19 protein-coding genes are annotated in these 20,534 nt (G+C 65.7%); 5 read left to right on the top strand and 14 right to left on the bottom strand.

Annotation, left to right across the window (positions count from 1 at the left end; genetic code table 11):
• Positions 1–9: 9 nt before the first annotated feature.
• From D0T21_RS03170 to D0T21_RS03140, 6 genes are all read right to left on the bottom strand, one after another.
• Positions 10–2,295 (bottom strand): TonB-dependent receptor, encoded by a 2,286-nt coding sequence (locus tag D0T21_RS03170; protein ID WP_116988372.1) that lies wholly within the window; start codon positions 2,293–2,295, stop codon positions 10–12.
• Between the two features lie 357 nt (positions 2,296–2,652).
• On the bottom strand, positions 2,653–3,399 hold the full coding sequence (locus D0T21_RS03160) for a Crp/Fnr family transcriptional regulator (protein ID WP_116988370.1): 747 nt from the start codon (positions 3,397–3,399) through the stop codon (positions 2,653–2,655).
• 171 nt (positions 3,400–3,570) lie between these two features.
• A complete protein-coding gene (locus D0T21_RS03155; RefSeq protein WP_116988369.1) occupies positions 3,571–3,813 on the bottom strand; it encodes a hypothetical protein in 243 nt (80 codons plus the stop codon).
• 72 nt (positions 3,814–3,885) lie between these two features.
• Positions 3,886–4,572: a hydrolase gene (locus tag D0T21_RS03150; RefSeq protein ID WP_116989339.1), complete on the bottom strand. Its 687-nt coding sequence runs from the start codon at positions 4,570–4,572 to the stop codon at positions 3,886–3,888.
• Between the two features lie 134 nt (positions 4,573–4,706).
• The gene (locus tag D0T21_RS03145) at positions 4,707–5,408 is read right to left on the bottom strand and encodes a PEP-CTERM sorting domain-containing protein (RefSeq protein WP_116988368.1); all 702 of its coding nucleotides are present in this window, start codon (positions 5,406–5,408) and stop codon (positions 4,707–4,709) included.
• 130 nt (positions 5,409–5,538) lie between these two features.
• Positions 5,539–6,510 carry an alpha/beta hydrolase gene (locus D0T21_RS03140; RefSeq protein WP_116988367.1) on the bottom strand — a complete coding sequence of 324 codons (972 nt, stop codon included), beginning with the start codon at positions 6,508–6,510 and terminating at the stop codon, positions 5,539–5,541.
• A gap of 145 nt (positions 6,511–6,655) precedes the next feature.
• Here D0T21_RS03140 and D0T21_RS03135 point away from each other — a divergent pair, with 145 nt between their 5' ends.
• A complete protein-coding gene (locus D0T21_RS03135) occupies positions 6,656–7,117 on the top strand; it encodes a cache domain-containing protein (protein WP_116988366.1) in 462 nt (153 codons plus the stop codon).
• Between the two features lie 15 nt (positions 7,118–7,132).
• On the opposite strand, the gene D0T21_RS03130 is transcribed toward D0T21_RS03135, so the two are convergent.
• The 6 genes from D0T21_RS03130 to D0T21_RS03105 all read right to left on the bottom strand — a co-directional run bounded on the left by D0T21_RS03130 (position 7,133) and on the right by D0T21_RS03105 (position 12,823).
• Positions 7,133–7,498, bottom strand: a complete 366-nt coding sequence (locus D0T21_RS03130; RefSeq protein WP_116988365.1) for a hypothetical protein — start codon at positions 7,496–7,498, stop codon at positions 7,133–7,135.
• A 93-nt stretch (positions 7,499–7,591) separates the two neighbouring features.
• The gene (locus D0T21_RS03125) at positions 7,592–8,164 is read right to left on the bottom strand and encodes a hypothetical protein (RefSeq protein ID WP_116988364.1); all 573 of its coding nucleotides are present in this window, start codon (positions 8,162–8,164) and stop codon (positions 7,592–7,594) included.
• Positions 8,161–9,543, bottom strand: a complete 1,383-nt coding sequence (locus tag D0T21_RS03120) for a peptidyl-prolyl cis-trans isomerase (RefSeq protein ID WP_229211315.1) — start codon at positions 9,541–9,543, stop codon at positions 8,161–8,163. The genes D0T21_RS03125 and D0T21_RS03120 overlap by 4 nt, the downstream gene beginning before the upstream one ends.
• 11 nt (positions 9,544–9,554) lie before the next feature.
• Positions 9,555–10,577, bottom strand: a complete 1,023-nt coding sequence (locus D0T21_RS03115; protein WP_116994265.1) for a phospholipase — start codon at positions 10,575–10,577, stop codon at positions 9,555–9,557.
• A 157-nt stretch (positions 10,578–10,734) separates the two neighbouring features.
• Positions 10,735–12,141 (bottom strand): ATP-binding protein, encoded by a 1,407-nt coding sequence (locus D0T21_RS03110; RefSeq protein WP_199538421.1) that lies wholly within the window; start codon positions 12,139–12,141, stop codon positions 10,735–10,737.
• Positions 12,134–12,823, bottom strand: coding sequence for a response regulator transcription factor (locus D0T21_RS03105; RefSeq protein ID WP_116988361.1), 690 nt, complete (start codon positions 12,821–12,823; stop codon positions 12,134–12,136). The genes D0T21_RS03110 and D0T21_RS03105 overlap by 8 nt, the downstream gene beginning before the upstream one ends.
• Positions 12,824–12,983: 160 nt before the next feature.
• Here D0T21_RS03105 and D0T21_RS03100 point away from each other — a divergent pair, with 160 nt between their 5' ends.
• The 3 genes from D0T21_RS03100 to D0T21_RS03090 are packed head-to-tail and all read left to right on the top strand — an operon-like array spanning position 12,984 to position 18,499.
• On the top strand, positions 12,984–14,099 hold the full coding sequence (locus tag D0T21_RS03100) for an efflux RND transporter periplasmic adaptor subunit (protein WP_116988360.1): 1,116 nt from the start codon (positions 12,984–12,986) through the stop codon (positions 14,097–14,099).
• Entirely contained in the window at positions 14,092–17,211 is a 3,120-nt protein-coding gene (locus D0T21_RS03095) for an efflux RND transporter permease subunit (protein ID WP_116988359.1), read from the top strand. The genes D0T21_RS03100 and D0T21_RS03095 overlap by 8 nt, the downstream gene beginning before the upstream one ends.
• Positions 17,201–18,499: a TolC family protein gene (locus tag D0T21_RS03090; RefSeq protein ID WP_116988358.1), complete on the top strand. Its 1,299-nt coding sequence runs from the start codon at positions 17,201–17,203 to the stop codon at positions 18,497–18,499. The genes D0T21_RS03095 and D0T21_RS03090 overlap by 11 nt, the downstream gene beginning before the upstream one ends.
• A 7-nt stretch (positions 18,500–18,506) precedes the next feature.
• On the opposite strand, the gene D0T21_RS03085 is transcribed toward D0T21_RS03090, so the two are convergent.
• Complete coding sequence (locus D0T21_RS03085) at positions 18,507–19,364, bottom strand: alpha/beta hydrolase (RefSeq protein ID WP_116988357.1); 858 nt, start codon at positions 19,362–19,364, stop codon at positions 18,507–18,509.
• Between the two features lie 49 nt (positions 19,365–19,413).
• Here D0T21_RS03085 and D0T21_RS03080 point away from each other — a divergent pair, with 49 nt between their 5' ends.
• Complete coding sequence (locus tag D0T21_RS03080) at positions 19,414–19,761, top strand: hypothetical protein (protein ID WP_116988356.1); 348 nt, start codon at positions 19,414–19,416, stop codon at positions 19,759–19,761.
• 281 nt (positions 19,762–20,042) lie between these two features.
• On the opposite strand, the gene D0T21_RS03070 is transcribed toward D0T21_RS03080, so the two are convergent.
• Positions 20,043–20,459, bottom strand: coding sequence for a nuclear transport factor 2 family protein (locus tag D0T21_RS03070; protein ID WP_116988355.1), 417 nt, complete (start codon positions 20,457–20,459; stop codon positions 20,043–20,045).
• Between the last annotated feature and the right edge of the window lie 75 nt (positions 20,460–20,534).

The following is a 20,534-nucleotide window of genomic DNA, read 5'->3' as shown; positions in this document are numbered from 1 at the left end:
CGCGGACGATCAGAAGCGCGCCTTGACGCGCAAGCCCAGCGTGCGCGGACGCACCATGAACAAAGTATCTCCCGGCTGGATGGCGATGGTGTTCGGCGTGACGTCGCTGATCTTTGCTCCATTGGTCAGGTTGGTGCCGAACAGGCCGAACTCGTACGCGCCCGTCTTGTAGGTGACGGTGGCGTTGACCGTGTTCGACGACGGTATCTGCGCATAGCTGCCCTGCGCCGCCGCGAAGTTGGTGTAGGCGTCGCTGTGATAGGCGTAGCTGGCGGCGATGCCCACTTCGTCGTTGCCGCGCACCGGCACGGTGTAGCTGGCGGTCGCCGTGGCGGACAGGCGCGGCGCGTACGGCGCGCGGCTGCCTTCCGGGATGTTCTGCGCGGCGATGCCGGTCACCACGGTGCGGGTGGCGTAGGCGTGGTTGTAGGCGGCGCTCAGTCCCAGCGACGCGTGGCGCGTCAGCCTGAAGGCGGTTTCCAGTTCCAGGCCTTCGCTGCGGATCTTGCCGGCGTTCTGCGTGAAGTAGTAGGTGCATGGCAGCTTGTTAAACACCTGCACGTTCTTCCACTCGATCACATAGGCGCTGGCGTTGAAGGTCATGCGCTGGTCCAGCAGCGTGTTCTTCGAGCCGACTTCGTAGTTCCACAGGCTGTCCGGCGCGAAGGTGGCCGGCGCATTCACGCCGCAGAAGTTGAAAGGCACCGGCTGGTTGTTGCCGCCGTAGCGGAAGCCCTTGCCCACCGAGGCATACAGCGTATGGTCCGCATCGACATGGTAGGCGGCGGCGAAGCGCGGATTGGCGCCCTGCGAGGTGGCGCTGCTGTTGCTCAGCTCCGGCTGGCCGACCGGCGCCGACGGCGTCGCGCCGACCAGGTTGCCGAACAGGCCGGTGAAGCGCAGGTCGAAGTCCTGCGTGCCCTTGAACAGGCGCAGGCCGGCCGTCAGGTCCAGCTTGTCCCAGACAGTGTAGGTGCCTTCGGCGAACAAGGCCAGCTGGCGCGACCTGGTGTTCTGCGTGCCGGAGAAGAAGTCGTTCGGATTGAAGGCCAGGTCGTTGGCCTGCGAGTTATAGCCGGGGAAGTTGTGGGTGGCGGCGTAGCGTTCGTCGAAGCCGGTGGTCGGTTCATCCTGGCGCGTATTGCGCTTGCCGGTTTCGAAGAAGGCGCCGGCGGTCCACTTCAGCGGGCCGGAGCCCTTGGAGTTGAGGCGGAACTCCTGCGCGAAATCCTTGACCGCGTTGCCGATCGTGTAGGCGGCCTGCATCAGCGGATTCTTCCCGCCGAAGATGAAGGCGGTGGCCGGATACTGGGCCGAAGTCACGTACAGGGTGTCGCGGTGCAGGTAGGATGTCGACGACACCAGCTGTGCGCCACCCAGGTCATAGCTGACGCCCAGGTTATACAGTTGCAGCTTGTCGTTGCTGGTCTGCGGCAGCAAGGCGATGGTGGTGAACGGCGCCAGTCCCGCATAGGCGTCGTTGACGCCGCCCTTGATGTTGGAGGCGGTGACGCTGGCGTCGATCACCAGGTCCGGCGAGGCGCGCAGGCGCAAGGCGGCGCGGCCCTGGTTGGTGGAGACGTCGTTGGTGGTGTTACCGTTGACCTGGTTGCGGATGTAGCCGGAATCGTTGCCGGTGTAGGCCGTCAACCGCAGGCCCAGCACGTCGGCCTTCAGCGGCACATTGACCATGCCGCGCAGGTTGCGATTGGCGCCGCCGAAGCCGGAGGTGTTCGAACCGACCGCCTCCACCGTGCCGAACAGATCGCCCAGGTCCGGCTTTTGCGTGATCTGGCGCACCGCGCCCGCCATCGCGCCGGCGCCGAACAGCGTGCCCTGCGGCCCTTGCAGCACTTCGACGCGCTCCAGGTCCAGCACCTTCAGGTCGGGATTGGACGATTTCAGCGTCACCGGCATGTCGTCGATGTACACCGCCACCAGCGACGAGTCCTGCACCTCGGACGGCACGATGCCGCGCACCACCAGTCCGCGCATGGTAATGTTGTTGACGCCGGGCGCCTGCTGCTGCACCGACATGGCCGGCACCAGGTTGGCGATATCGTTGAGATTGCCTTGGCCGTAGCGCGTCAGGCTGTCCGGCTTCAGCACCGTGATCGCCGCAGGCACCTGCTGCACATCGACCGCGCCGGCCGAGCGTGTGGCGGTGACCTCGACGCGCTCGATCTTCCCCGTGCCCACTTCCATCTCGGCCGCCTGCGCGGCGGCCAGCGCGCCCACCGACCACAGCGCCAAGGCGCAGTAACCTTTCACTTCGGCTTTCACTTGCTTACCCATCTGTTCCCTTAAATCATGTCTCTCAGGGGCGAAGTATAGCGAGCGGCAAGCGCTTTGAACACGAAGATAATCGCGCTAGTTTATGTGGCGGCCGTTGGGCCGGGGTGGCTGCTGCGTGTGCCAACGCACAGCGGCGGCACGGGGACGGGGCCAGAATGCAGGCATGGATATCTCGCCCCTACGCCCCAAGCCGCCCCCCGCCGCCTATGCCCTGCACCGCCAGATGAGAGCGGTGCAGCGCTGCATGTCGGCGGCAACGGTGGAGGAATCGATCAGGGCGACCAGATGGGCGAGCGCCTGGTACAGGCTGGTGCAACGCAAGCTGGACCAGCTCCAGCATGCGCCCAGGTACAGGCATTAGACGGGGACGTAGCAGCCGCCGGCATGGCGTTCCATGGCGCTGCGGTCGAGGACGATAACGGTACCGCGGCGGCATTCGATCATGCCTTTTTCTTGCAGCTTGCCGGCGCAGCAGGTGATGCTTTCGCGCCGTACGCCCAGCAGGTTGGCGATGGTTTCCTGGGTGACTTTCAATTCATTCGACAACGAGCGGTCCAGCCGTTCCAACAGCCAGCGGCACAGGCGCTGCTCGATGCTGCCGTGGCGCGCGCCGGCCACCGTTTGCGCCAGCTGCGCAAACAAGGCGCTGGTGTGGCGCATCAGTTGCTGGGCCAGTGCGCCGCCGTCGAAGAAGGCCGAGCGCAGCACCGAGGCGCGGATGCGGTAGCCGTAGCCGGCGCTTTGCACCACGGCCGAGCAATTGGCGCGTTCGCTTTCATACATCGACACGCCGACCACGCCGTCGCGGCCGACCACGCCGATCTCGGAGGCGCCGCCGTCTTCGGTCACGAATTGCAGCGAGACGATGGCGTTGGTGGGGAAGTAGGCGTATTCCATCTTGTCGCCGAAGTCGAACAGGTGTTTGCCTGCGTCCAGCGGCACCAGTTCCAGGTGCTCGAACAAACTGATCAGTTCTTCGCGGGACAATGCGCGCAGCAGATCGTTCTGCTGGGCGCCGGTCAGGCTGACGACCGGTGCGGATGCTTCTGCCTGCGTGTTGCGCACTGCATGATGCGATACGGAAGGATGAGTAGCATGGTACATGGCGAGCCTCTTGGGTGGTTGTCGATCATTGCGACCTGATGAACACCACTATATCCGCGCCATGTGCGGTCGATTATAGGAGCACGTAAGGGCCATATGTAGGCTGGGAACATAGGGCCATGTGGTCCCTGTCCTACGGCGGAGCGGTTCCGCCTATGGCTGCCTGCCCCTTCAAACCTTGAATTTGAAACGCGACGCTTCTTCCAGCAGGCGCTCGTCGCGGCTGCGCAAACGACCGGGATTGCGGCGATGTTCCGGCTCGGCAACCACGCGCTGGATCACCGTGTCCGCCACGCCGCGCTGGCTGAGATAGGCGGCCGCGCTGTCCGGACCTTTACGGTCGGCAACTTCAATGCCAGCTTCGACGACTTCGGCGCCGACGTAGTCGGGACGAAAAGTATGGGTGGTAGACATAGCAGCCTCCGGGGCGGTCAGTGCACGGTGAGCACCAGACTGCGATTGTATAGCAGCCTGGGCCACCGGGACTTATTTCGCCGGTACGGCGGCCAGCATCTCGTGGCTGGTGGTGGTGCGCTGCGGCGCCTTGTGCACCATGGTGTAGGCGTAGTCGACGCCCATGCCGTAGGCGCCAGAGTGTTCGCGCACGATGGCCATCACGGCGTCGTAGGTTTCGCGGCGGGCCCAGTCGCGCTGCCATTCCAGCAGTACTTGCTGCCAGGTCACCGGCACCACGCCGGCCTGGATCATGCGCTGCATCGCGTAGTCGTGGGCTTCCTTCGAGGTGCCGCCGGAGGCATCGGCCACCATGTAGATTTCGTAGTCGCCCCCGGCCATCGCGCACAGGGCGAAGCTGTTGTTGCACACCTCGGTCCACAGGCCGGAAACGATCACCTTCTTCTTGCCATTGGCCTTGAGCGCGTCGCGCACTTTCTGGTCGTCCCAGGAGTTCATCGACGAGCGCTCCAGGATCGGCTTGCCGGGGAATACGTCCAGCAGCTCGGGATAGGTGTGGCCGGAGAACGCTTCGGTCTCGACGGTGGTGATGGTGGTCGGGATGTTGAACACTTTGGCGGCCTTGGCCAGCGCCACGGTGTTGTTCTTCAGCGCCTGGCGGTCCATCGATTGCACGCCGAAGGCCATTTGCGGTTGCTGGTCGATGAAGATCAGCTGGCAGTTGGTCGGCGTCAGTACTTCAAGTTTGGGGTTGGTCATGGTGGCTTCCATTTTGATGGGTTGAATACGGCGCCCGCTGCGTTCAGCGCGGCTGCGACCATCTTAGGCCGGGCGCCGTGGCGGCGCCACTGGCTAAATGGAGAGGCCGGACTACCCTTTTCCGGGCCACGCGATCAGCGCCGACGCCGGCGCTGCGCCAGCCAGGCCAGCACGCCGGCGCCGGCCAGCGCCAGCGTGCCCGGCTCGGGCACGACAAGGATGGTGTCGCTGAGCCCGGAGTCGGTGGTGTAGGTCACCTGGCCGCGAAAAATCTGCATCGGCACCGTTCCGAAGAAATCATATTTGAAGTAGGACAGGTCGATCGCTGTGCCGAAAATGTCGGCCAGGTCCGGCTGCGCCAGCAGCAGCCGGATATCGGCCAGCGCCACCGCCGGGGCGATCTCGTCCACCGGACCGGACATCACACCCTTCTCCGGCGGCGGCGGCGCGGGGTCGGGCTCGCCCGGCAAACTGACCGTCGCATCCCTGATCACCCCTTCACGGCCGTCCGAATAGCTGAGGATGACATCCTTCCCCTGCTGTTTCGCCTTGCCCTGCCTGCCATCGCCGATGTCGATGATACGGCCGCCGGTTCTGATGCGGTAAGTCTTCGGCGGATTCGGCGGAGGCGGAGGCGGCGATATGTAGAACTGATAAAACAGATCCAAGGGGACGATGCGGACGAAGGCCCACTTTCCTCCAAGCCGGCTGATAGACTGGCCCGGCAGCAGCGGCACGCCATTGTCGTACACGTAGATCGCGTCGGCGCGCGCCGTCTGCACCGACGAGCCACACGCGACCGCACAACAGAACAGGATAAGAAGTAATCTGGACATGGTGAATTCCTCTCAGGATTGAATTGATCAAGCAAGAGCGGGTTCACGCAATTTGTAGGCCATGAACTAAGCCATTGATTTCACTGACCCGACTGCGACGATCACGCGGGCAGTGTCAGAAATTCCGGCGCTAGCGCTGCGGCATCTGTTGAGTCAGGAACGCCACCGTGGCATCGGCAATCGTTTGCAGCCAGGGATCGAACAGCCAGAACGAATGGGGCGTATCCGGCAACACCAGCGTGCTGCTGGCCACGCCGGCCTGTGCCATCGCCGCCGCCATCGCCTCGCGGCCGACCGAAAAGCGCGGCTGGGCGCTGGCGATGAACAAGATGGGCGGCATGCCCGCCCGCACGTAGCGGATCGGCGACGCTTCGGCCCACAGCGCGCTCTTCTCGGCATAGCGGCCGCCGAACCAGGCGCCGGCCGCAGACGGCTGCTTGGCCGGGTCGTCCTCGTACTTCAGCGCCGCTTCGGCGGTGAAGTCCGACAGGCCGTCGATGTTGACGATGGCCTGCACCGCGCTGTCGAGACGGCCGGTGACGCCGGCCAGGCTGGCGATCTGGCCGCCGGCCGAACCGCCCGCCAGCGCGATGCGTTGCGGATTCAGGTGATACAGGCCGGCATGGTCGCGCACCCAGCGCACGGCGGCCTGCGTGTCGTCGATCGCCGCCGGATAAGCCGCCTCGCCCGACAGCCGATAGCTGATCGCCACCGCCGCGTAGCCATGCTGGGCCAGCCGCACCGCCATCGGCGCGAACTCGGAGCGGAAGCCGGCACGCCAGCCGCCGCCGTGCACCAGCACCACCACCGGCATGCCGCCGTCGGCGCGCGCGGCCAGCGGCAGGTACAGATCCAGCTTCAGGCAGCGCTCGCCATATTGCGCATAGGTCAGGTCGGCAATGCGGTTCACGTCCACCGGCAACGCCGCGCTGGCGATGCGGATGGCGGGATAGTCGCGCACCAGCTTGGCGTAAGTGTGTTGCGCGTCGTAGGTGTTCAGGGGATCGGCAGGCGGCTCCACGCAAGACGCTGCGGACGCCGCCCCGTGCAGGCACAGCATGACGAGCGTGGACAGGAAACGACGGATGGCATCGGGCTTCATAGCGGCCAAGTATGCCACACGCGTCCGGCAGCAATCCGATTGCGGTGCCTCGGCCGGAATGCTAAGGTAGGCCCCAGGGCGAAACTGACCTCATGCATGGAGCCGCCCTCGCCGCTCGCGCCATGCCCACAACCAGGAGACCGACATGATCCATTTTGCCAAGCGCATCGCCACTTTCTTCCTTGCGGCCATCATTTCCATAGGAGCGAGCGCAGCGCCGGACAAGAGCACGCCGGAGCAGGCCCAAGCCATGGTCAAGAAGGCGGTCGCCTACATGAAGAGCCATGACCGCGACGCCGCGCTGGCCGAGTTCAGCAATCCGAAAGGCAGCTTCATCGACCGCGACTTGTACATCTTCGTGATCGACCTGCAAGGCAAGATGGTGGCGCACGGGGCACTGCCCAAGATCATCAACAAACAGGTGCTGGAGATGAAGGACCCGGATGACAAATACCTGTTCAAGGACATGCTGGCGGTCGCCAACGGCGCCGGCAGTGGCTGGGTCCATTACAAATGGCCCAATCCAAGCAGCAAGGCGATCGAGCCCAAGTCCACCTTCGTTGAAAAAGTCGGCGACCTGGTGATCGGTTGCGGCGTCTACAATTAAGCGCCGCGGGCGGCGTCAATCCCGTTGTGGCTTGTCCTGCTTGTCCGCTGCGCCGTCGGCCAGCGGTTCGCGCGGACGGCGCCGGCGTTCCGGGAAAAGAAAGCCCACCGTTTCGCCCACCGCCGAACAGGCGGCGATCAGCTTGAGCGCCGCCATCGGCTCGGCAAACGCCACGGCCGACGCCTGCGCCAGCGTCTTTTCGGTGGTCGGCAATTCCGTCGTGAACACGCCGTCTATCGTCAGAAAGCGCACCAACCGGATCTGAAGCTCGCGCGCGATGGTTTCCTGGCTGGCGCTTTCGGCGATGACGCTGCCGCCGACGCTCAACGCCATGCTCACCCCACCTGGCTGGCGCGAAAACACGACTTCTGCGGTCTGCATAAAACATCCTTCCAAAAAAAGACTGCCTCCGATCAGAGGCAGTAAGGGTAGACCACATCAGTGACTTCAGGCAGCAATCTTGCCAGTCAGAAATTACCGGCGTATGACATTAGCTTGCATTTGAGGATGTTCCTTCACGATGTCGGCCGACTGGCGCTGGATGCGGGCGATTTTTTCCTCGACCTTGACCAGCTGCTCGGCCGGAATGCCTGCCTGGCGGCCGCGTTCCAGGTCGGCCTGCAAGCGCGGCAGCTCGGTCGCCGCCGCCGCGACATAGGCGCCCAGCAGCCGCGTGTGCTGGGCTTCCTCGTATTGTTGATAGGCTTGCGGATCGGCCAGCTGGGCCGGCGTGGGCGCGCTGCGCGGCTCGGCGTCGCGCTCGATGGGCGGCGTGCGCGGATCGCCGTTCTCGCGTGCCGCCGCCATGCTCATCCAGGCCGAGCCGCTGCTGTCGACCGGTGTCAGCGGCACGAACTTCAATTCGCGCGCGGCCGGCTCCGGCGTCGCCGGCGGCCATTGAGCGCCGCGCGCCGCGCCATCGCCGGCTTGCGCCGGGCCCTGCCCCGCGTCGGCACGGAGCGGCAGGTTGGCGGCGTCGCCGCGCCAGGCCAGCCAGCAGCCGGCCACCAGCAGGCAAGCGGCGCCGGCGATCAGGGCAGGTTTCATTTGGCGTCGTCCAATGTTTGCAGCGGCTGATCCAGCAGGCTGCGGTTGATGTCGATCTGCGCGCCGCGCAGCAATTGCTTGCGCAGCGAAACCAGTTGCGCCTGCGCCGTCGTGCGTGCCAGCGCATTGCTGGCAGCATAGCGCACCGCTTCCGAGTCGGGCGCCTGGTAGCCGATCACGCGCTGCTCGACCAGAACGATTTCCCACGCCGCCTCGTCGCGCGGACCGGCGGGCGTGCGGATGGGCCGCGAAAGCTGGCCTTCCGGCTGGGCCAGCGCCAATTGCGCCAGCCAGTCCGGCTTGCCTTCATGGCGTATCCAGCCGGGCGCGCCGCCGTCGCCGGCGGTCGTGTAGCGTCGCGCCGTGGCGGCAAAATCCGCACCGCCGGCCAGCGCCTTGTAGACCGTTTGCGCCGTCTGTTCATCAGCCACGCGGATGTGGCGCGCCTTGACGCGCTCGACGCGCGTGAACTCGCTGCGATGCCGCGCATAATATGCCGCGACCTGCGCCGGCGTCACTTCGGCAGCCAGCCGCTGCAGCAAGGCGCTGGTGTTCTCGATATCGTCGCCGATGCCGTGCTGCTGGCGCAGCGCCTGCACCTCGCCACGTTCGGCCAGCGCATGGCGCAGGTCGGCGACGGCCGCTTCGCCGACCTGGCGCCGGCTCCAGTCGAGCACAAAGCGCCCGGCCAGATCCTGCTTGGCCTGCTGCTGCAGGAAGTCCGCCTGGCGGTTGTACAGCGCCACCCTGCCCTGCACGTTCTGGCGCCGGTAGACGTCGTACAGTGTGACCGCACCCGCGCCGGACGGCAGCGTATAGCGCAGCAGCACGATGCCGCGCGCCCGCGCCAGCTGCTCGGCATTGAGCGTGAACTCCAGCTTGAGCTGCTCGGGCTTGCCGAACACCGCGTCCAGCGCCGCCGCCGGGGGCTTGGTTTGTTCGACGATCAGGCCGTCGAGCGAGCTTCCCGGCAGCTGCTGCAAGGCCTGCTGCATCTCCTTGCCGTACAGGCTGCGCAAGGTCGCGACCAGCTGGTCGTCCAGCGCCACCTCGCGCGCGAAGCCGACCCGCTGGCCGGCATACAGCTGCGCCTCGTCGAAGCGCGTGCGGGCGGCGCCGGCCAGCAGCCGGTTCAGCACGACTTCCTCCAGCACCGTGCTGCGCGCCGTTTGCGCATCCTTGACGCGCGCCAGCCGCCACAGCGCATCGACGCTGAAGGCCGTCACCGGCGCGCCGTCGATGCGCGCGGCCTGCGCCGGATCGTTGAGCCGGTAGCTGACCGTGGCAGCCGCCGGCAGCGCCAGCGCGCCCGCCAGCAGCGCCAGGGCAAGCGAGCGCTGCATCGATTGCGGCAGCGATAGCGGCAGCAATAACGGCATCGGTTTCCGCATCAATTGGCCAGGCGTTCGGCGGCGCGGTTGAGCACCACCACCACCATCGCGATCGAATGCGGGATCATCATCTGCGCCACGCGGGTGCGGTCACCCTGGTCGGTCGACGACAGCACGATGCCGCCGTTGGCGTACGAGTAGCTGCCGCCTTGCGTCAGCAGCGGACGGATGTCGACGGCGCCCGGCGCCAGCGGCGTGAAGTCGGCCAGCGCCGCGCGCACCAGCGCCGGGTCGTTCAGGTGCTGGGTCGCGTAGTTGTCGCGCACCCACTGTTCCCACGACGAGTGGTTGTGCGCCGAGGTGGCCCAGGTGTGGTGCGGCTGCAGCAGGTCGGTGGTGTGCAGCGTGAAGCCCAGGCTTTGCGCGGTCGGCTGCGCCAGGAACTGCTGCCACCAGTACTGGCCGAGGTTGTCGATCGGCTGGAACGGCATGGTCTCGAAGTCGGCATACTGCGACGCGCTGGAGACGCCGCCGAAACGGTAGTGCGCCTCGGTGACGCCGTAGCTGTTGTACTTGCTGCTGTCGCCGAACCAGCCTTTCAGGCCGCCGGCGCCGTCGTCCAGGTAGTCGCCGTAGAGCCAGCCGGCGGCCATGTTGTCGATGTCGCCGGCCATGCCCAGCTTGGCGTAGTTGTAGCCGCCGAAGGGATTGCCGTGCACGTCCGCGCCGGCGGTGTGGTTCTGGAAGTGCCAGTACGAGGTGTACTTGACGATGCTGGCGCCCGCGCCCCAAACCGGCGCCAGCTGGCAGTCGCCGGTGGTGGCGCCGCAGATGTAGGTGTCGGCGAAATCGTCGACGTCGTAGGCGCCCTGGCCCAGCGCGGCGGCGAACTGGTCCATGGTGAAGCCGGCGCGCGTCACGCCCGCCAGCAACTTGGTGTAGTTGGTGGTGGACGGGTTGTTCTTCATGTAGCTCACCGCGTCCAGCACGATCTGGCGGTGGGTTTCCTGCTCCCATGCGAGGGCGGGGTTGCTGGCGAAAATGGTCGTGGCGAGGCTTGCAGCGATCAGTGCAGTTTTCATCGGTTCTCCAGGGAAGGGCGTGAATGTTACATCGATTTTTTGTATTTGTCACATTTCAAAAGCAGCCACACTGTAGCGGCCTATTGTGACAACGACGTGACCGTGCCAGGAGAACCGATGAAGCCTACTAAACTTGAAAAACTCTTCCCTGCGAGGATCAGGGCGGCGTGACGCGCGGCAGATGCACGGTGAAGGCGGCACCGCCGGCGGGTAGGTTGGATGCCTCGATGCGGCCGCCGTGGCCGTGGACGATGGTTTGCGTCAGCGCCAGCCCGAGGCCGACCCCGGCCACATCGCCCGACCGGGCCGAGGCGCCGCGGTAGAAACGGTCGAACAGATGCGGCAGGTCGTCGACGCTGATGCCGGGGCCGCTGTCGGCGATGCGCAGGCAGGCGCAGTCGCCGTCCTGGGTGATGCTGACGCTGACCGCGCCGCCGGACGGCGTGAACTTGACGGCGTTTTCCAGCAGGTTGACCACGATCAGCGTGGCCGCGCCTTCGCCGATGGCGGCACGCACCGGCGCCGCCCCCGCCTGCAGCGACAGGCTGACGTTGCGCTGCTGAGCCATGGCCCGCGCGCGCTCGATGGCGCCGGCGGCGATCTCGTTCAGCGCGGTGGCGGCCGAGGCATCGCGGTCCTGGCCTGCATCGTAGCGGGCCAGCGCCAGCAGCTCTTCCACCAGCAAGGTTAGGCGCTCCACCTCCTCCATGCAGGAGCGCAGCGTGTCGACGTACTCGGTGGTGTCGCGCGGACGGCGCAAGGTGATCTCGATCTCGGCCCGCAGCCGCGACAGCGGCGAGCGCAACTCGTGCGACGCGTCCGAAGTAAAGCGGCGCTGGATCTGGAAGCTTTTATCGATGCGGTCCAGCATGTCGTTGAGGGTGTCGACCAGACGGCCGATCTCGTCGCGGGTGCCGGGATGGGGCAGGCGCTGGTCCAGGTTGGCGTCGCCGATGCGCTGCGCCTGGCGCACGATGTCGTCGATGGAGCGGAACACCCAGCGCGTGATCGAGGCGCTGGCCACAGTCAGCGCCACCAGCAGCACCAGCGCCATGCCGAGGAACATGCGGCTGGCCGACGCCACCACGTGCCGCACGTCGTCCAGCGAGCCGGCCACCTGCACGGTGTAGCGGAACGGCTTGGTCTGCACCGGCAGCGAGACGATGCGCACCGGCTCCTCGGCAAAATGGTCCAGCGTCTGGAACATGGTGTCGCCGGCGGCCATGCGCGCCAGCAGCGCGGGCGGCGCCGGCAGGCTGGCCGCGCCCAGGTTGCTGCTGCGCGCCAGCACCCGGCCCTGGGCGTCGACGATCTGCACCCAGCGGTCGAGCCGCGCCAACGACGGCGGCGTGGCGCCTTGTTCGGCGTCGTGCACCTTGGGCTGCTGGTCCGGCGCGGCGCGCAACATCGCCGACTCGGTTTCGGCCAGCGCCAGCAAGGCGCCGTCCAGCTGTTCGTTGACCGCGTCCGACAGGCTCAGGTAGCCGGCGATGGCCGCCACCGACAGCACCGAGACGATGACGGCGGTCTGCACCAGCGCCAGGCGGCGGCGGAAATTAAGCATCATCGCCGGCCACCTCCGCCAGCCGGAAGCCCTGGCCACGCACCGTGTGGATCAGGCGCGGCATGCCTTCCGGATCGATCTTGCGGCGCAGGTTGCGCATGTGCGAGTCCATCAGGTTGTCGAGCGCGATCAGGTCGGCGGTCCAGATGCGCTCGGCCAGCTGCTGCCGACTGACCACGTGGCCGGCCTGGCGCATCAGCAGTTCGACGATCGCATATTCCTTGGGCGTCAGGTCCAGCGCCTGCCCTGCCCGCTTGACGGCGTGGCTTTGCGGATCCAGCACCAGGTCGGCCACCGTCAGCAGCGCCGGCCGCACCAGCGTCGAGCGGCGCAGCAGCGCGCGGATGCGGGCCAGCAGCTCGTCGAAGGCGAAGGGCTTGGTCAGGTAATCGTCGGCGCCGGTGTTGAGGCCGGCGACGCGGTCGCCCAGGCCGTCGCGCGCGGTCAGCATCAGGATGGGCGTCAGCAGGCCGCGCGCGCGCAGGTCGGCGCACAGAGTGATGCCGTCCTTGGCCGGCAGCATCCAGTCCAGCACGATCAGGTCGTAATCGCCGGCCAGCGCGGCCGGTTCGCCGTCTTCCGCGCTGTGCACGGCGTCGACGGCGAAGTCTTCCTCCTGCAAGCCGCGCTTGAGCAGGCGGGCCGCCTTCTGGTCGTCCTCGATCAGCAATATCTTGTTCATGCCCGCATTTTACCGCCCTCTCCCCGGCAAGAGTTGTTTCCTGAAGGAAGATTCAGGATCGTCCGGCGCGCTTCTCGGTACACTGCGGCCATTCCTCTCAACCATGGACTACACCGGTGCACTCTGGCGCCATGGATTCCTTTCGCCTTCAGGAAACGTCATGACGAAAATCGACAATACCTTGCTGCTATTCCCTTTGCTCTGCGCCGCCCTCAGCGGCTGCGGCCACGCTCCCGAGACCGACACCGCCCCTCCCGCCGCCGTGGTGCGCAAGGGCGCATCCATCGCCGTGCCGGCCGCCTCGCCGCTGCGCAAATCGCTGCAAGTGGCCGGTGTCGAGGAACGCAGCGTGGCGCGCAGCATTCCGGTGCCCGCCGTGGTGGAGGCCGATCCGGCCCGCCTGGTGCGCGTGGTGCCGCCGGTGGCCGGCCGCATCGATCACCTGCTCAAGCATCTGGGCGACACGGTCAAGGCCGGCGACGCCCTGTTCACCATGGATTCGGCCGATGTGGCGCTGGCCTACAGCGACGCCGGCAAGGCGCAGGCCGGCCTGACGCTGGCGCGCCGCAACCTGGAGCGCCAGAAGGAACTGCGCGCGGCCGACATTTCGGCGCACAAGGACCTGGAGCAGGCCGAGAGCGATTACGCGCAGGCGCTCAGCGAAAGCGAGCGCAGCAAGTCGCGCCTGACCCAGCTGGGCGGCAGCCTGGCCGGCGGCAATGGCCGCCTGTACACGCTGCGTTCGCCATTGTCCGGCCATGTGATCGAGCTGAACGGCGGCCAGGGCGGCTTCTGGAACGACACCAACGCCCCGGTGATGGTGGTGGCCGACCTGTCGACCGTGTGGCTGACCGCCAGCGTGCAGGAAAAAGACCTGGCCGCCGTGTTTGCCGGCCAGAGCGCCGACATCGCGCTGAACGCCTATCCCGGCGAGCACATCGCCGGCAAGGTCGGCTACGTCGGCGAGGTGCTGGACCCGGATACCCGCACCGTCAAGGTCCGCGTGGCGGTCGACAACAAGAACGGCCGACTGAAGCCGGGCATGTTCGCGCAGGTGACCTTCAGCGGCGCGCCGCACCAGGGCGTGGTCGTGCCGGCCTCGGCGCTGGTGCAGAGCGGCACCCAGACCCAGGTCTACGTGGAAACCGCCGCCTGGACCTTCGAGGCGCGCACCGTCGCCACCGGCGTCCACAGCGGCGACCAGGTGGAAATCGTCTCCGGCCTCAAAGCCGGCATGCGCATCGTCGCCAAGGAAGGAGTGCTGCTCAATGATTGATCGCCTGGTTGCCATTTGCTTCCAGCGGCGCGGCATCGCGTGGCTGGTGTTCCTGATGGTCGCGCTGTACGGCGTGTTCTGCTGGAACCAGCTGCCACTGGAAGCCTATCCCGATATCGCCGACACCAGCTCGCAGGTGGTCACGCAAGTGCCCGGCCTGGCCGCCGAGGAAGTCGAATCGCAGATCACTATTCCGCTCGAACGCGAGATCATGGGCACGCCCGGCATGCATGTGATGCGCTCGAAGAGCACCTTCGGCCTGTCGCTGATCACGGTGGTGTTCCGCGACGGCGTGGAAGACTACTGGTCGCGCCAGCGCTTGCAGGAGCGCATCAGCGGCGTGGCCCTGCCCTATGGCGCGCAGCCGGGGCTCGACGCGCTGACCTCGCCGATCGGCGAGATCTACCGCTACACGCTGGAATCGAAAACCCGCTCGCTGCGCGAGCTGTCCGAGCTGCAATTCTGGAAAGTGATCCCGCGCCTGAAGCAGGTGGCGGGCATCGCCGACGTCGGCAATTTCGGCGGGCTGACCACGCAGTTTCTGCTGGAATTCGATCCGGCCAAGCTGAGCAAGTACAACCTGTCGCTCAAGCAGATCACCGACGCCATCAACGCCAACAACGCCAGCGCCGGCGGCAGCATCCTCACGCGCGGCCAGCAGGGCTTCGTGGTGCGCGGTGTCGGCCTGATCCGCAACCTGGATGACCTGGGCGACGTGGTGGTCGCGCAAAAGAACGGCGTGCCGGTACTGGTCAAGGACCTGGGCGAAGTACGCCTGGGCAGCAAGGAACGGCACGGCATCCTCGGCAAGGACAACAATCCCGACACCATCGAAGGCATCGTGCTGCTGTTGAAGGGCGAGAATCCGTCGCAGGTGCTGAAGGGCGTGCATGAGGCTGTACAAGAGCTGAACGACCATGTGTTGCCGAAGGACGTCAAGATCGTCCCGTATCTGGACCGCACCGGCCTGGTCGACGCCACCCTGCACACCATCGGCAAGACGCTGGTCGAAGGCATGCTGCTGGTGACGCTGGTGCTGCTGCTGTTCCTGGGCAGCCCGCGCGCGGCGGCCATCGTCGCGGTGACCATCCCGATGGCGCTGCTGACGGCTTTCATCTTCATGCATCACTTCCACATTCCGGCCAACCTGCTGTCGCTGGGTGCGATCGACTTCGGCATCGTGGTCGACGGCGCCATCGTGGTGATGGAAAACATCCTGCGCAAGTACGAGGAAAACCACGGTGCAGCGCTGCGCGGCAAGGACGTGATGAAGGCCACGCTGCAAGTGACCAAGCCCATCTTCTTCGGCATGATCGTCATCATCACCGCCTACCTGCCGCTGTTCACCTTCCAGCGCATCGAGTACAAGCTGTTCTCGCCGATGGCGTTCGCGATCGGCTTTGCGCTGCTGGGCGCGCTGGTGGTGTCGCTGACCCTGATACCGGGACTGGCCTACCAGGCGTACCGCAAGCCGCGCAAGGTGTTCAACAATCCAGTGCTGGTCAAGGCCAAGCAGCTGTACGAGCCGCTGCTGGCCAGGATCGTGGGCAAGTCGCGCCTGACCATCGGCGCATTCGCGCTGGCCTTCGCCGCCGTCTGCGTGCTCGGCGGGACCATCGGCCGCGACTTCCTGCCCTATCTGGACGAAGGTTCGATCTGGCTGCAGGTGACGCTGCCGCCGGGGATCTCGCTCGACAAGGCGGCCGAGATGTCGGACGGCCTGCGCAGCGCCGCGTTGGAATTCCCGGAAGTGGCCACCATCGTCACCCAGCTGGGCCGCAACGATGAAGGCACCGATCCGTGGACGCCGTCGCACATCGAGGTCAGCGTGACCTTGCATCCCTACGACACATGGAAGTCCGGCCTGAGCAAGCAGGAACTGATCGAGAAGATGGGGCAGCGCTTCGCCAAGCTGCCCGGCACGCGGGTCGGCTTCACCCAGCCGATGATCGACGGCGTGCTCGACAAGCTGGCCGGCGCCCACAGCGACCTGGTGGTCAAAATCTACGGCAACGACTTCAAGGAGACACGCCGCATCGCCGCCGACGTCGAGCGCACGCTGACGGCCGTGCCCGGCGCGGAAAGCGTCATCATCGACCAGGAACCGCCGCTGCCGCAGGTGCGCATCGAAGTGGACCGGGCCGCCGCCGCGCGCTACGGCATCAACGCCGCCGACGTCGCCGACCTGATCGGCACCGGCATCGGCGGCAAGCCGGTGTCGCAAGTGTTCATCGACGACCGCCAGTACGACATCGGCGTGCGCTTCACCGACGCTTCGCGCAGCAATCCCGACACCATCGGCGACCTGCTGCTGACCTCGGCCACGGGGGCGCGCATTCCGCTGGCCCAGGTGGCGACGATACGGCTGGACGATGGCGAGAGCACCATCACCCGCGAAATGGGCAAGCGCCACCTGACCGTGCGGCTGGACCTGCGCGGCCGCGACCTGGCCTCCTTCCTCGACGACGCCAAGACGCAGATCGAGAACAAGGTGCAGTACGACCACAGCCGCATACAGCTGGCCTGGGGCGGACAGTTCGAGAACCAGCAGCGGGCGCAGGCGCGTCTGGCGCTGATCATGCCGATGGTGGTGGCGCTGATGTTCGTGCTGCTGTTCGCGCAGTTCAAGAACCTGCGCCAGCCGGCCATGATCCTGGCGGCGGTGCCGCTGGGCGCGCTCGGCGGCCTGGTCGCCCTGCACCTGCGCGGCATGACGCTCAATGTGTCGAGCGCGGTCGGCTTCATCGCGCTGTTCGGCGTGGCGGTGATGGACGGGATTTTGATGGTCTCCAACCTGAACCAGCTGCGCGCCGAAGGCGGCCTGTCGCTGAAGGACGCCGTGCTGAAAGGCGCTTACAGCCGCTTCCGTCCGGTGCTGATGACGGCCAGCGTGGCCGCGCTGGGCCTGCTGCCGGCGGCGCTGGCGCATGGCCTGGGCAGCGATGTGCAGCGTCCGCTGGCGACCGTGGTGGTCGGCGGCCTGATCACGGCCACCGGCCTGACCCTAGTGTGGCTGCCGGCGCTGTACTACCTGGTCGAACGCTATTTCGAGAACAAACCCAAGCCGGCCGACGATGGTCCGGCGCAGGCGGGAGCAACCCATGACATTTAAACTGAAACCTTTGCACACGCTGCTGTCGCTGGCCTTGTGCGCCGCCCTGCCCGCCTATGGCCAGGTCACGTTCCACGACTATGCCGCCGCTGTGGCCAAGTACAGCCTGGACTTGCAGATGCAACGCGAGAACGTCAGCAGCGCCCAGGCCGGCGTATCGATCGCCGGCGTGCGGCCCGATCCAGTGCTGACGGCGGGCATCGATTCCAAGGAACTGTCCAAGGCCAACAAGCCGAACGCCGCCACCGCCACCACCATGAGTTTGGCGCTGACGATCGAGACGGCAGGCAAGCGCGGCCAGCGCATCCGCGCCGCGCAGGCTGGTGTCAAGCTCGGTGAGGCGACGCTGGAAGGCGGCCGCCGCCAGCTGTACGCCGATGCGGCGACGGCCTACGCCGAAACCTGCCGCGCCCGCAATGCACTGGTGCGGCAGGAAGCGACGCTGCGTTCATTGAGCGATATCGTCAACGCCAACGCCGTGCGGCGCAAGGTCGGCGACATCGGCGGGCTGGAACTGTCGCAATCGCAGGTCGAGCACGACCGCTACGAGGCCGACGTGGTGACGGCGCGCGCGCAGGTGCAGACGGCGGCCGAGTCGCTGTCGATCCCGCTGGGGCGGCGCTACAGCGAAGTGTTCGGCAACGCCGAACTGGCTTGCGATGCGCCGGCCGCCAACGGGCTGGAGGATGTGGACCAGCTGGTGCGCCAGGCGCAGGATGGTCGCGACGACATCCGCATCGCCCACGCGGCGCTGGACGCGGCACGGGCCTCGGCCGATCTGGCACAGGCCAACCGCTGGGTCGATCCGGTGGTGAACGTCGGCCTGAAGAACACCCCGTCGGTGCATGCGCTGACCGATGCGGGCGGCAATGTGACCAACTCGCCGGCGCAGCGTTCGCTGAGCTTGGGCTTGACGGTCTCGGTGCCGATTCCGCTGTCGCGCACGCAGCGTGGCGAGGTGTTGCAGGCGCAATCAGCGGTCACACAAGCGACACTGGCGCTGCGCTCGGCCGAGCTCAAGGCGCAGACCGACGTGCGGCGCGTGCATGCGCAGTTCCGCGCGGCGCAGCTTAACGAGCAGCGTTACCGGGAATCGGTGCTGGTGCAGTCGGACAAGGTGGTGGAAGGCATGCGCCTGTCGTATAAAAAAGGCGCTGCGTCGTTGCTGGAACTGCTGTCGGCGCAGCGCTCGGCGGACGAGGTCTACCTCGCCTGGCTGCAAGCGTCGGCGGACCTGGCGACGGCCACGGTGCAGTTGCAACTCGCGGTCGGCGCCAGTCCTGATTGATCCGGCGTCAGTTAGGCTTGAGCATCATGCGGAACGCCTGCAGCGCAGCCGGCTGGTAGATCGTCGCATGGGTTTCGGCCGGCATGCTTTGGTAATACCAGCGCAGGCCGTCCGGAGCGCGGGCCGTCAGCAGCGCCGACAATTGCCCGGCGCCCTGAACGATGCCGGCGTTGGAGCTGCTGGCGAAATACAAGGTCTGCGGTTTTGCTGCGCGCTTGGCCAGCAGGGCCGGTGCTTCGGCCAACAGCTTGCTGTCGTTCCACCACAGGCTGGGATCGGCCGCCACATAGTGATCGAATAGCTGCGGATCGCGCAGGAAGGTTTCGACCACGAACAGGCCGGCCAGCGATTCGCCGATCACAGCCGTTTCGCCGGTGGTGCGGTAGCGCTGCTTCACTTCGGGCATCAACTCTTCACGGATGAAGCGGCGGAACTGGGCCGAGCCGCCGACCACCGGGGCGATCTTCTTGTCTTCGGCGTTGTCGGTCGGGCCGGTCATGTCGCGGCGGCGCTGGGTGTTTTCTATGCCGACCAGCATGAACGGGCGCATGGTGCCGTTATCGACCGACACTTGCAGCAGGCCGGCGATGTGCAGGAAGTCTTCGCGCAAGCCGCCGTCCGGCATGTAGAGCACAGGCAGCGGCGCATCGGCCGGCAAGCTGTAGCCGCGCGACATATAGACATTGATGTGGCGCGTTTCGGCCAGCACTTTCGATTCGATGTTAAAGCTCTCTCCGATCACCAGCGGCGCGGCGGCCGAAACGGCCGGCGCGGCGTGCAGCGGGCCGCTCAGACCGGCGCCCAGCAGCGCGGCCGCCAGGCACAGACTTCCGTGGAACTTATTGAACATAACGATATGCTTCATTTCCGCCCTTCGCGTTGTTGTCGAGTGAGCGGGAGTCTGGCGTAAATGGATGGTGATGGTCAAGCTTTGCTCGACGTATCACAAGAAGACGCCCCCTAACCCGGCGCTGTTCCTTCCCAAATGTTATACACTACTTGCAAAGATAACTGGCGTGAGGTGCGTCATGGCGCAGGACAATCAGAGGCATCTGGGGCGACTCGCCAAGCGGACTGGCATAGGCGTTGCTACGCCCGTTCAAGCTGAGGCCGTCATAGCCAACGACGTCGCCGCAGAGCAAGCGGAGCGCGCGAAGCGCTTGGCTGCGGTGATGAGCATGCACGGCATCTGGAAAGATGATCCAACCAAGCCGCAAGATGGCGCAGAGTACCAGCGCGAGGTGCGTGCTGAATGGCGATAGTTCTATTCGACACCAGTATCTTAATTGATAACTTCGTAGGCATCCGTGAAGCGGTTGTCGAGCTAACGAATTACAAGGACGCCGTCATCAGTTCCATCACCTGGATGGAGGTGGCGTGCAAGATGCAAAAAGCCGATATGCATCATCCGCGCGACTGCAGAATCCCAAGGGCGCCTTGTTATCACCCGAAATCCATCCGACTTCGGCGGTGAAGGGTCTATGGTGCGTGTGCCAGACGAGCTGGCGAATGGCGTCGCAGTGCGCGTTAGGCCGCCACCGGTTTAAGAAGCAAAGAACTGCGCAGAGTCCGCAACCTGCCAGACGCCTTTTACGCGGCCGTGGTCATCCACGTCCCAAACATGCGAGAAGCGCACCTGCACCGGCGGGCTGCCCTCGGTTTTAGTGACGCGATAGTCGCCTAGCGCCACGACCGTGTCTCCACCATCAACAAACCTCTCCGGAAAAGCCCCAAACGCATGAACGTGAGCAAGCAGTTTTGGATAAAACCCGCCAAACACTTCGGCCATGCCGCGATAGACTGCGCCCTCTGGAAAACCAGGCGCAACATCCCACACCGGCTCATCGACCAAGATCTCCCGTATCGACTGCAGGTCTTTCGATTTCAACGCCCGATAAAGCGCTTTCACTTGCCGCAGATTTTTCGTATCACCTACGCTCTCATCCAGAACATCGCTCATCAGACACCTTTCTGAAAAATGCCTATTTTGTCACAAATACACGCTTGACAAGTTCTGAAACCTCGCCAATACTAT

Origin of the sequence: Duganella sp. BJB476 (assembly GCF_003416895.1) — a bacterium.
Lineage (GTDB): Bacteria > Pseudomonadota > Gammaproteobacteria > Burkholderiales > Burkholderiaceae_D > Rugamonas.
Note: the sequence above shows the minus strand (reverse complement) of the source record. Positions and strands in the feature narration are given on the sequence as shown.

What these genes read in the sequence shown, in the direction of transcription:
- D0T21_RS03130 (WP_116988365.1), bottom strand. Translation starts at nt 7,498, where the DNA reads ATGCAGACCGCAGAAGTCGTGTTTTCGCGCCAGCCAGGTGGGGTGAGC.
- D0T21_RS03080 (WP_116988356.1), top strand. Translation starts at nt 19,414, where the DNA reads ATGGTGATGGTCAAGCTTTGCTCGACGTATCACAAGAAGACGCCCCCT.
- D0T21_RS03105 (WP_116988361.1), bottom strand. Translation starts at nt 12,823, where the DNA reads ATGAACAAGATATTGCTGATCGAGGACGACCAGAAGGCGGCCCGCCTG.
- D0T21_RS03150 (WP_116989339.1), bottom strand. Translation starts at nt 4,572, where the DNA reads ATGACCAACCCCAAACTTGAAGTACTGACGCCGACCAACTGCCAGCTG.
- D0T21_RS03085 (WP_116988357.1), bottom strand. Translation starts at nt 19,364, where the DNA reads ATGAAGCATATCGTTATGTTCAATAAGTTCCACGGAAGTCTGTGCCTG.
- D0T21_RS03110 (WP_199538421.1), bottom strand. Translation starts at nt 12,141, where the DNA reads ATGCTTAATTTCCGCCGCCGCCTGGCGCTGGTGCAGACCGCCGTCATC.
- D0T21_RS03160 (WP_116988370.1), bottom strand. Translation starts at nt 3,399, where the DNA reads ATGTACCATGCTACTCATCCTTCCGTATCGCATCATGCAGTGCGCAAC.
- D0T21_RS03145 (WP_116988368.1), bottom strand. Translation starts at nt 5,408, where the DNA reads ATGTCCAGATTACTTCTTATCCTGTTCTGTTGTGCGGTCGCGTGTGGC.
- D0T21_RS03135 (WP_116988366.1), top strand. Translation starts at nt 6,656, where the DNA reads ATGATCCATTTTGCCAAGCGCATCGCCACTTTCTTCCTTGCGGCCATC.
- D0T21_RS03125 (WP_116988364.1), bottom strand. Translation starts at nt 8,164, where the DNA reads ATGAAACCTGCCCTGATCGCCGGCGCCGCTTGCCTGCTGGTGGCCGGC.
- D0T21_RS03170 (WP_116988372.1), bottom strand. Translation starts at nt 2,295, where the DNA reads ATGGGTAAGCAAGTGAAAGCCGAAGTGAAAGGTTACTGCGCCTTGGCG.
- D0T21_RS03115 (WP_116994265.1), bottom strand. Translation starts at nt 10,577, where the DNA reads ATGAAAACTGCACTGATCGCTGCAAGCCTCGCCACGACCATTTTCGCC.
- D0T21_RS03100 (WP_116988360.1), top strand. Translation starts at nt 12,984, where the DNA reads ATGACGAAAATCGACAATACCTTGCTGCTATTCCCTTTGCTCTGCGCC.
- D0T21_RS03140 (WP_116988367.1), bottom strand. Translation starts at nt 6,510, where the DNA reads ATGAAGCCCGATGCCATCCGTCGTTTCCTGTCCACGCTCGTCATGCTG.
- D0T21_RS03090 (WP_116988358.1), top strand. Translation starts at nt 17,201, where the DNA reads ATGACATTTAAACTGAAACCTTTGCACACGCTGCTGTCGCTGGCCTTG.
- D0T21_RS03155 (WP_116988369.1), bottom strand. Translation starts at nt 3,813, where the DNA reads ATGTCTACCACCCATACTTTTCGTCCCGACTACGTCGGCGCCGAAGTC.
- D0T21_RS03095 (WP_116988359.1), top strand. Translation starts at nt 14,092, where the DNA reads ATGATTGATCGCCTGGTTGCCATTTGCTTCCAGCGGCGCGGCATCGCG.
- D0T21_RS03070 (WP_116988355.1), bottom strand. Translation starts at nt 20,459, where the DNA reads ATGAGCGATGTTCTGGATGAGAGCGTAGGTGATACGAAAAATCTGCGG.
- D0T21_RS03120 (WP_229211315.1), bottom strand. Translation starts at nt 9,543, where the DNA reads ATGCCGTTATTGCTGCCGCTATCGCTGCCGCAATCGATGCAGCGCTCG.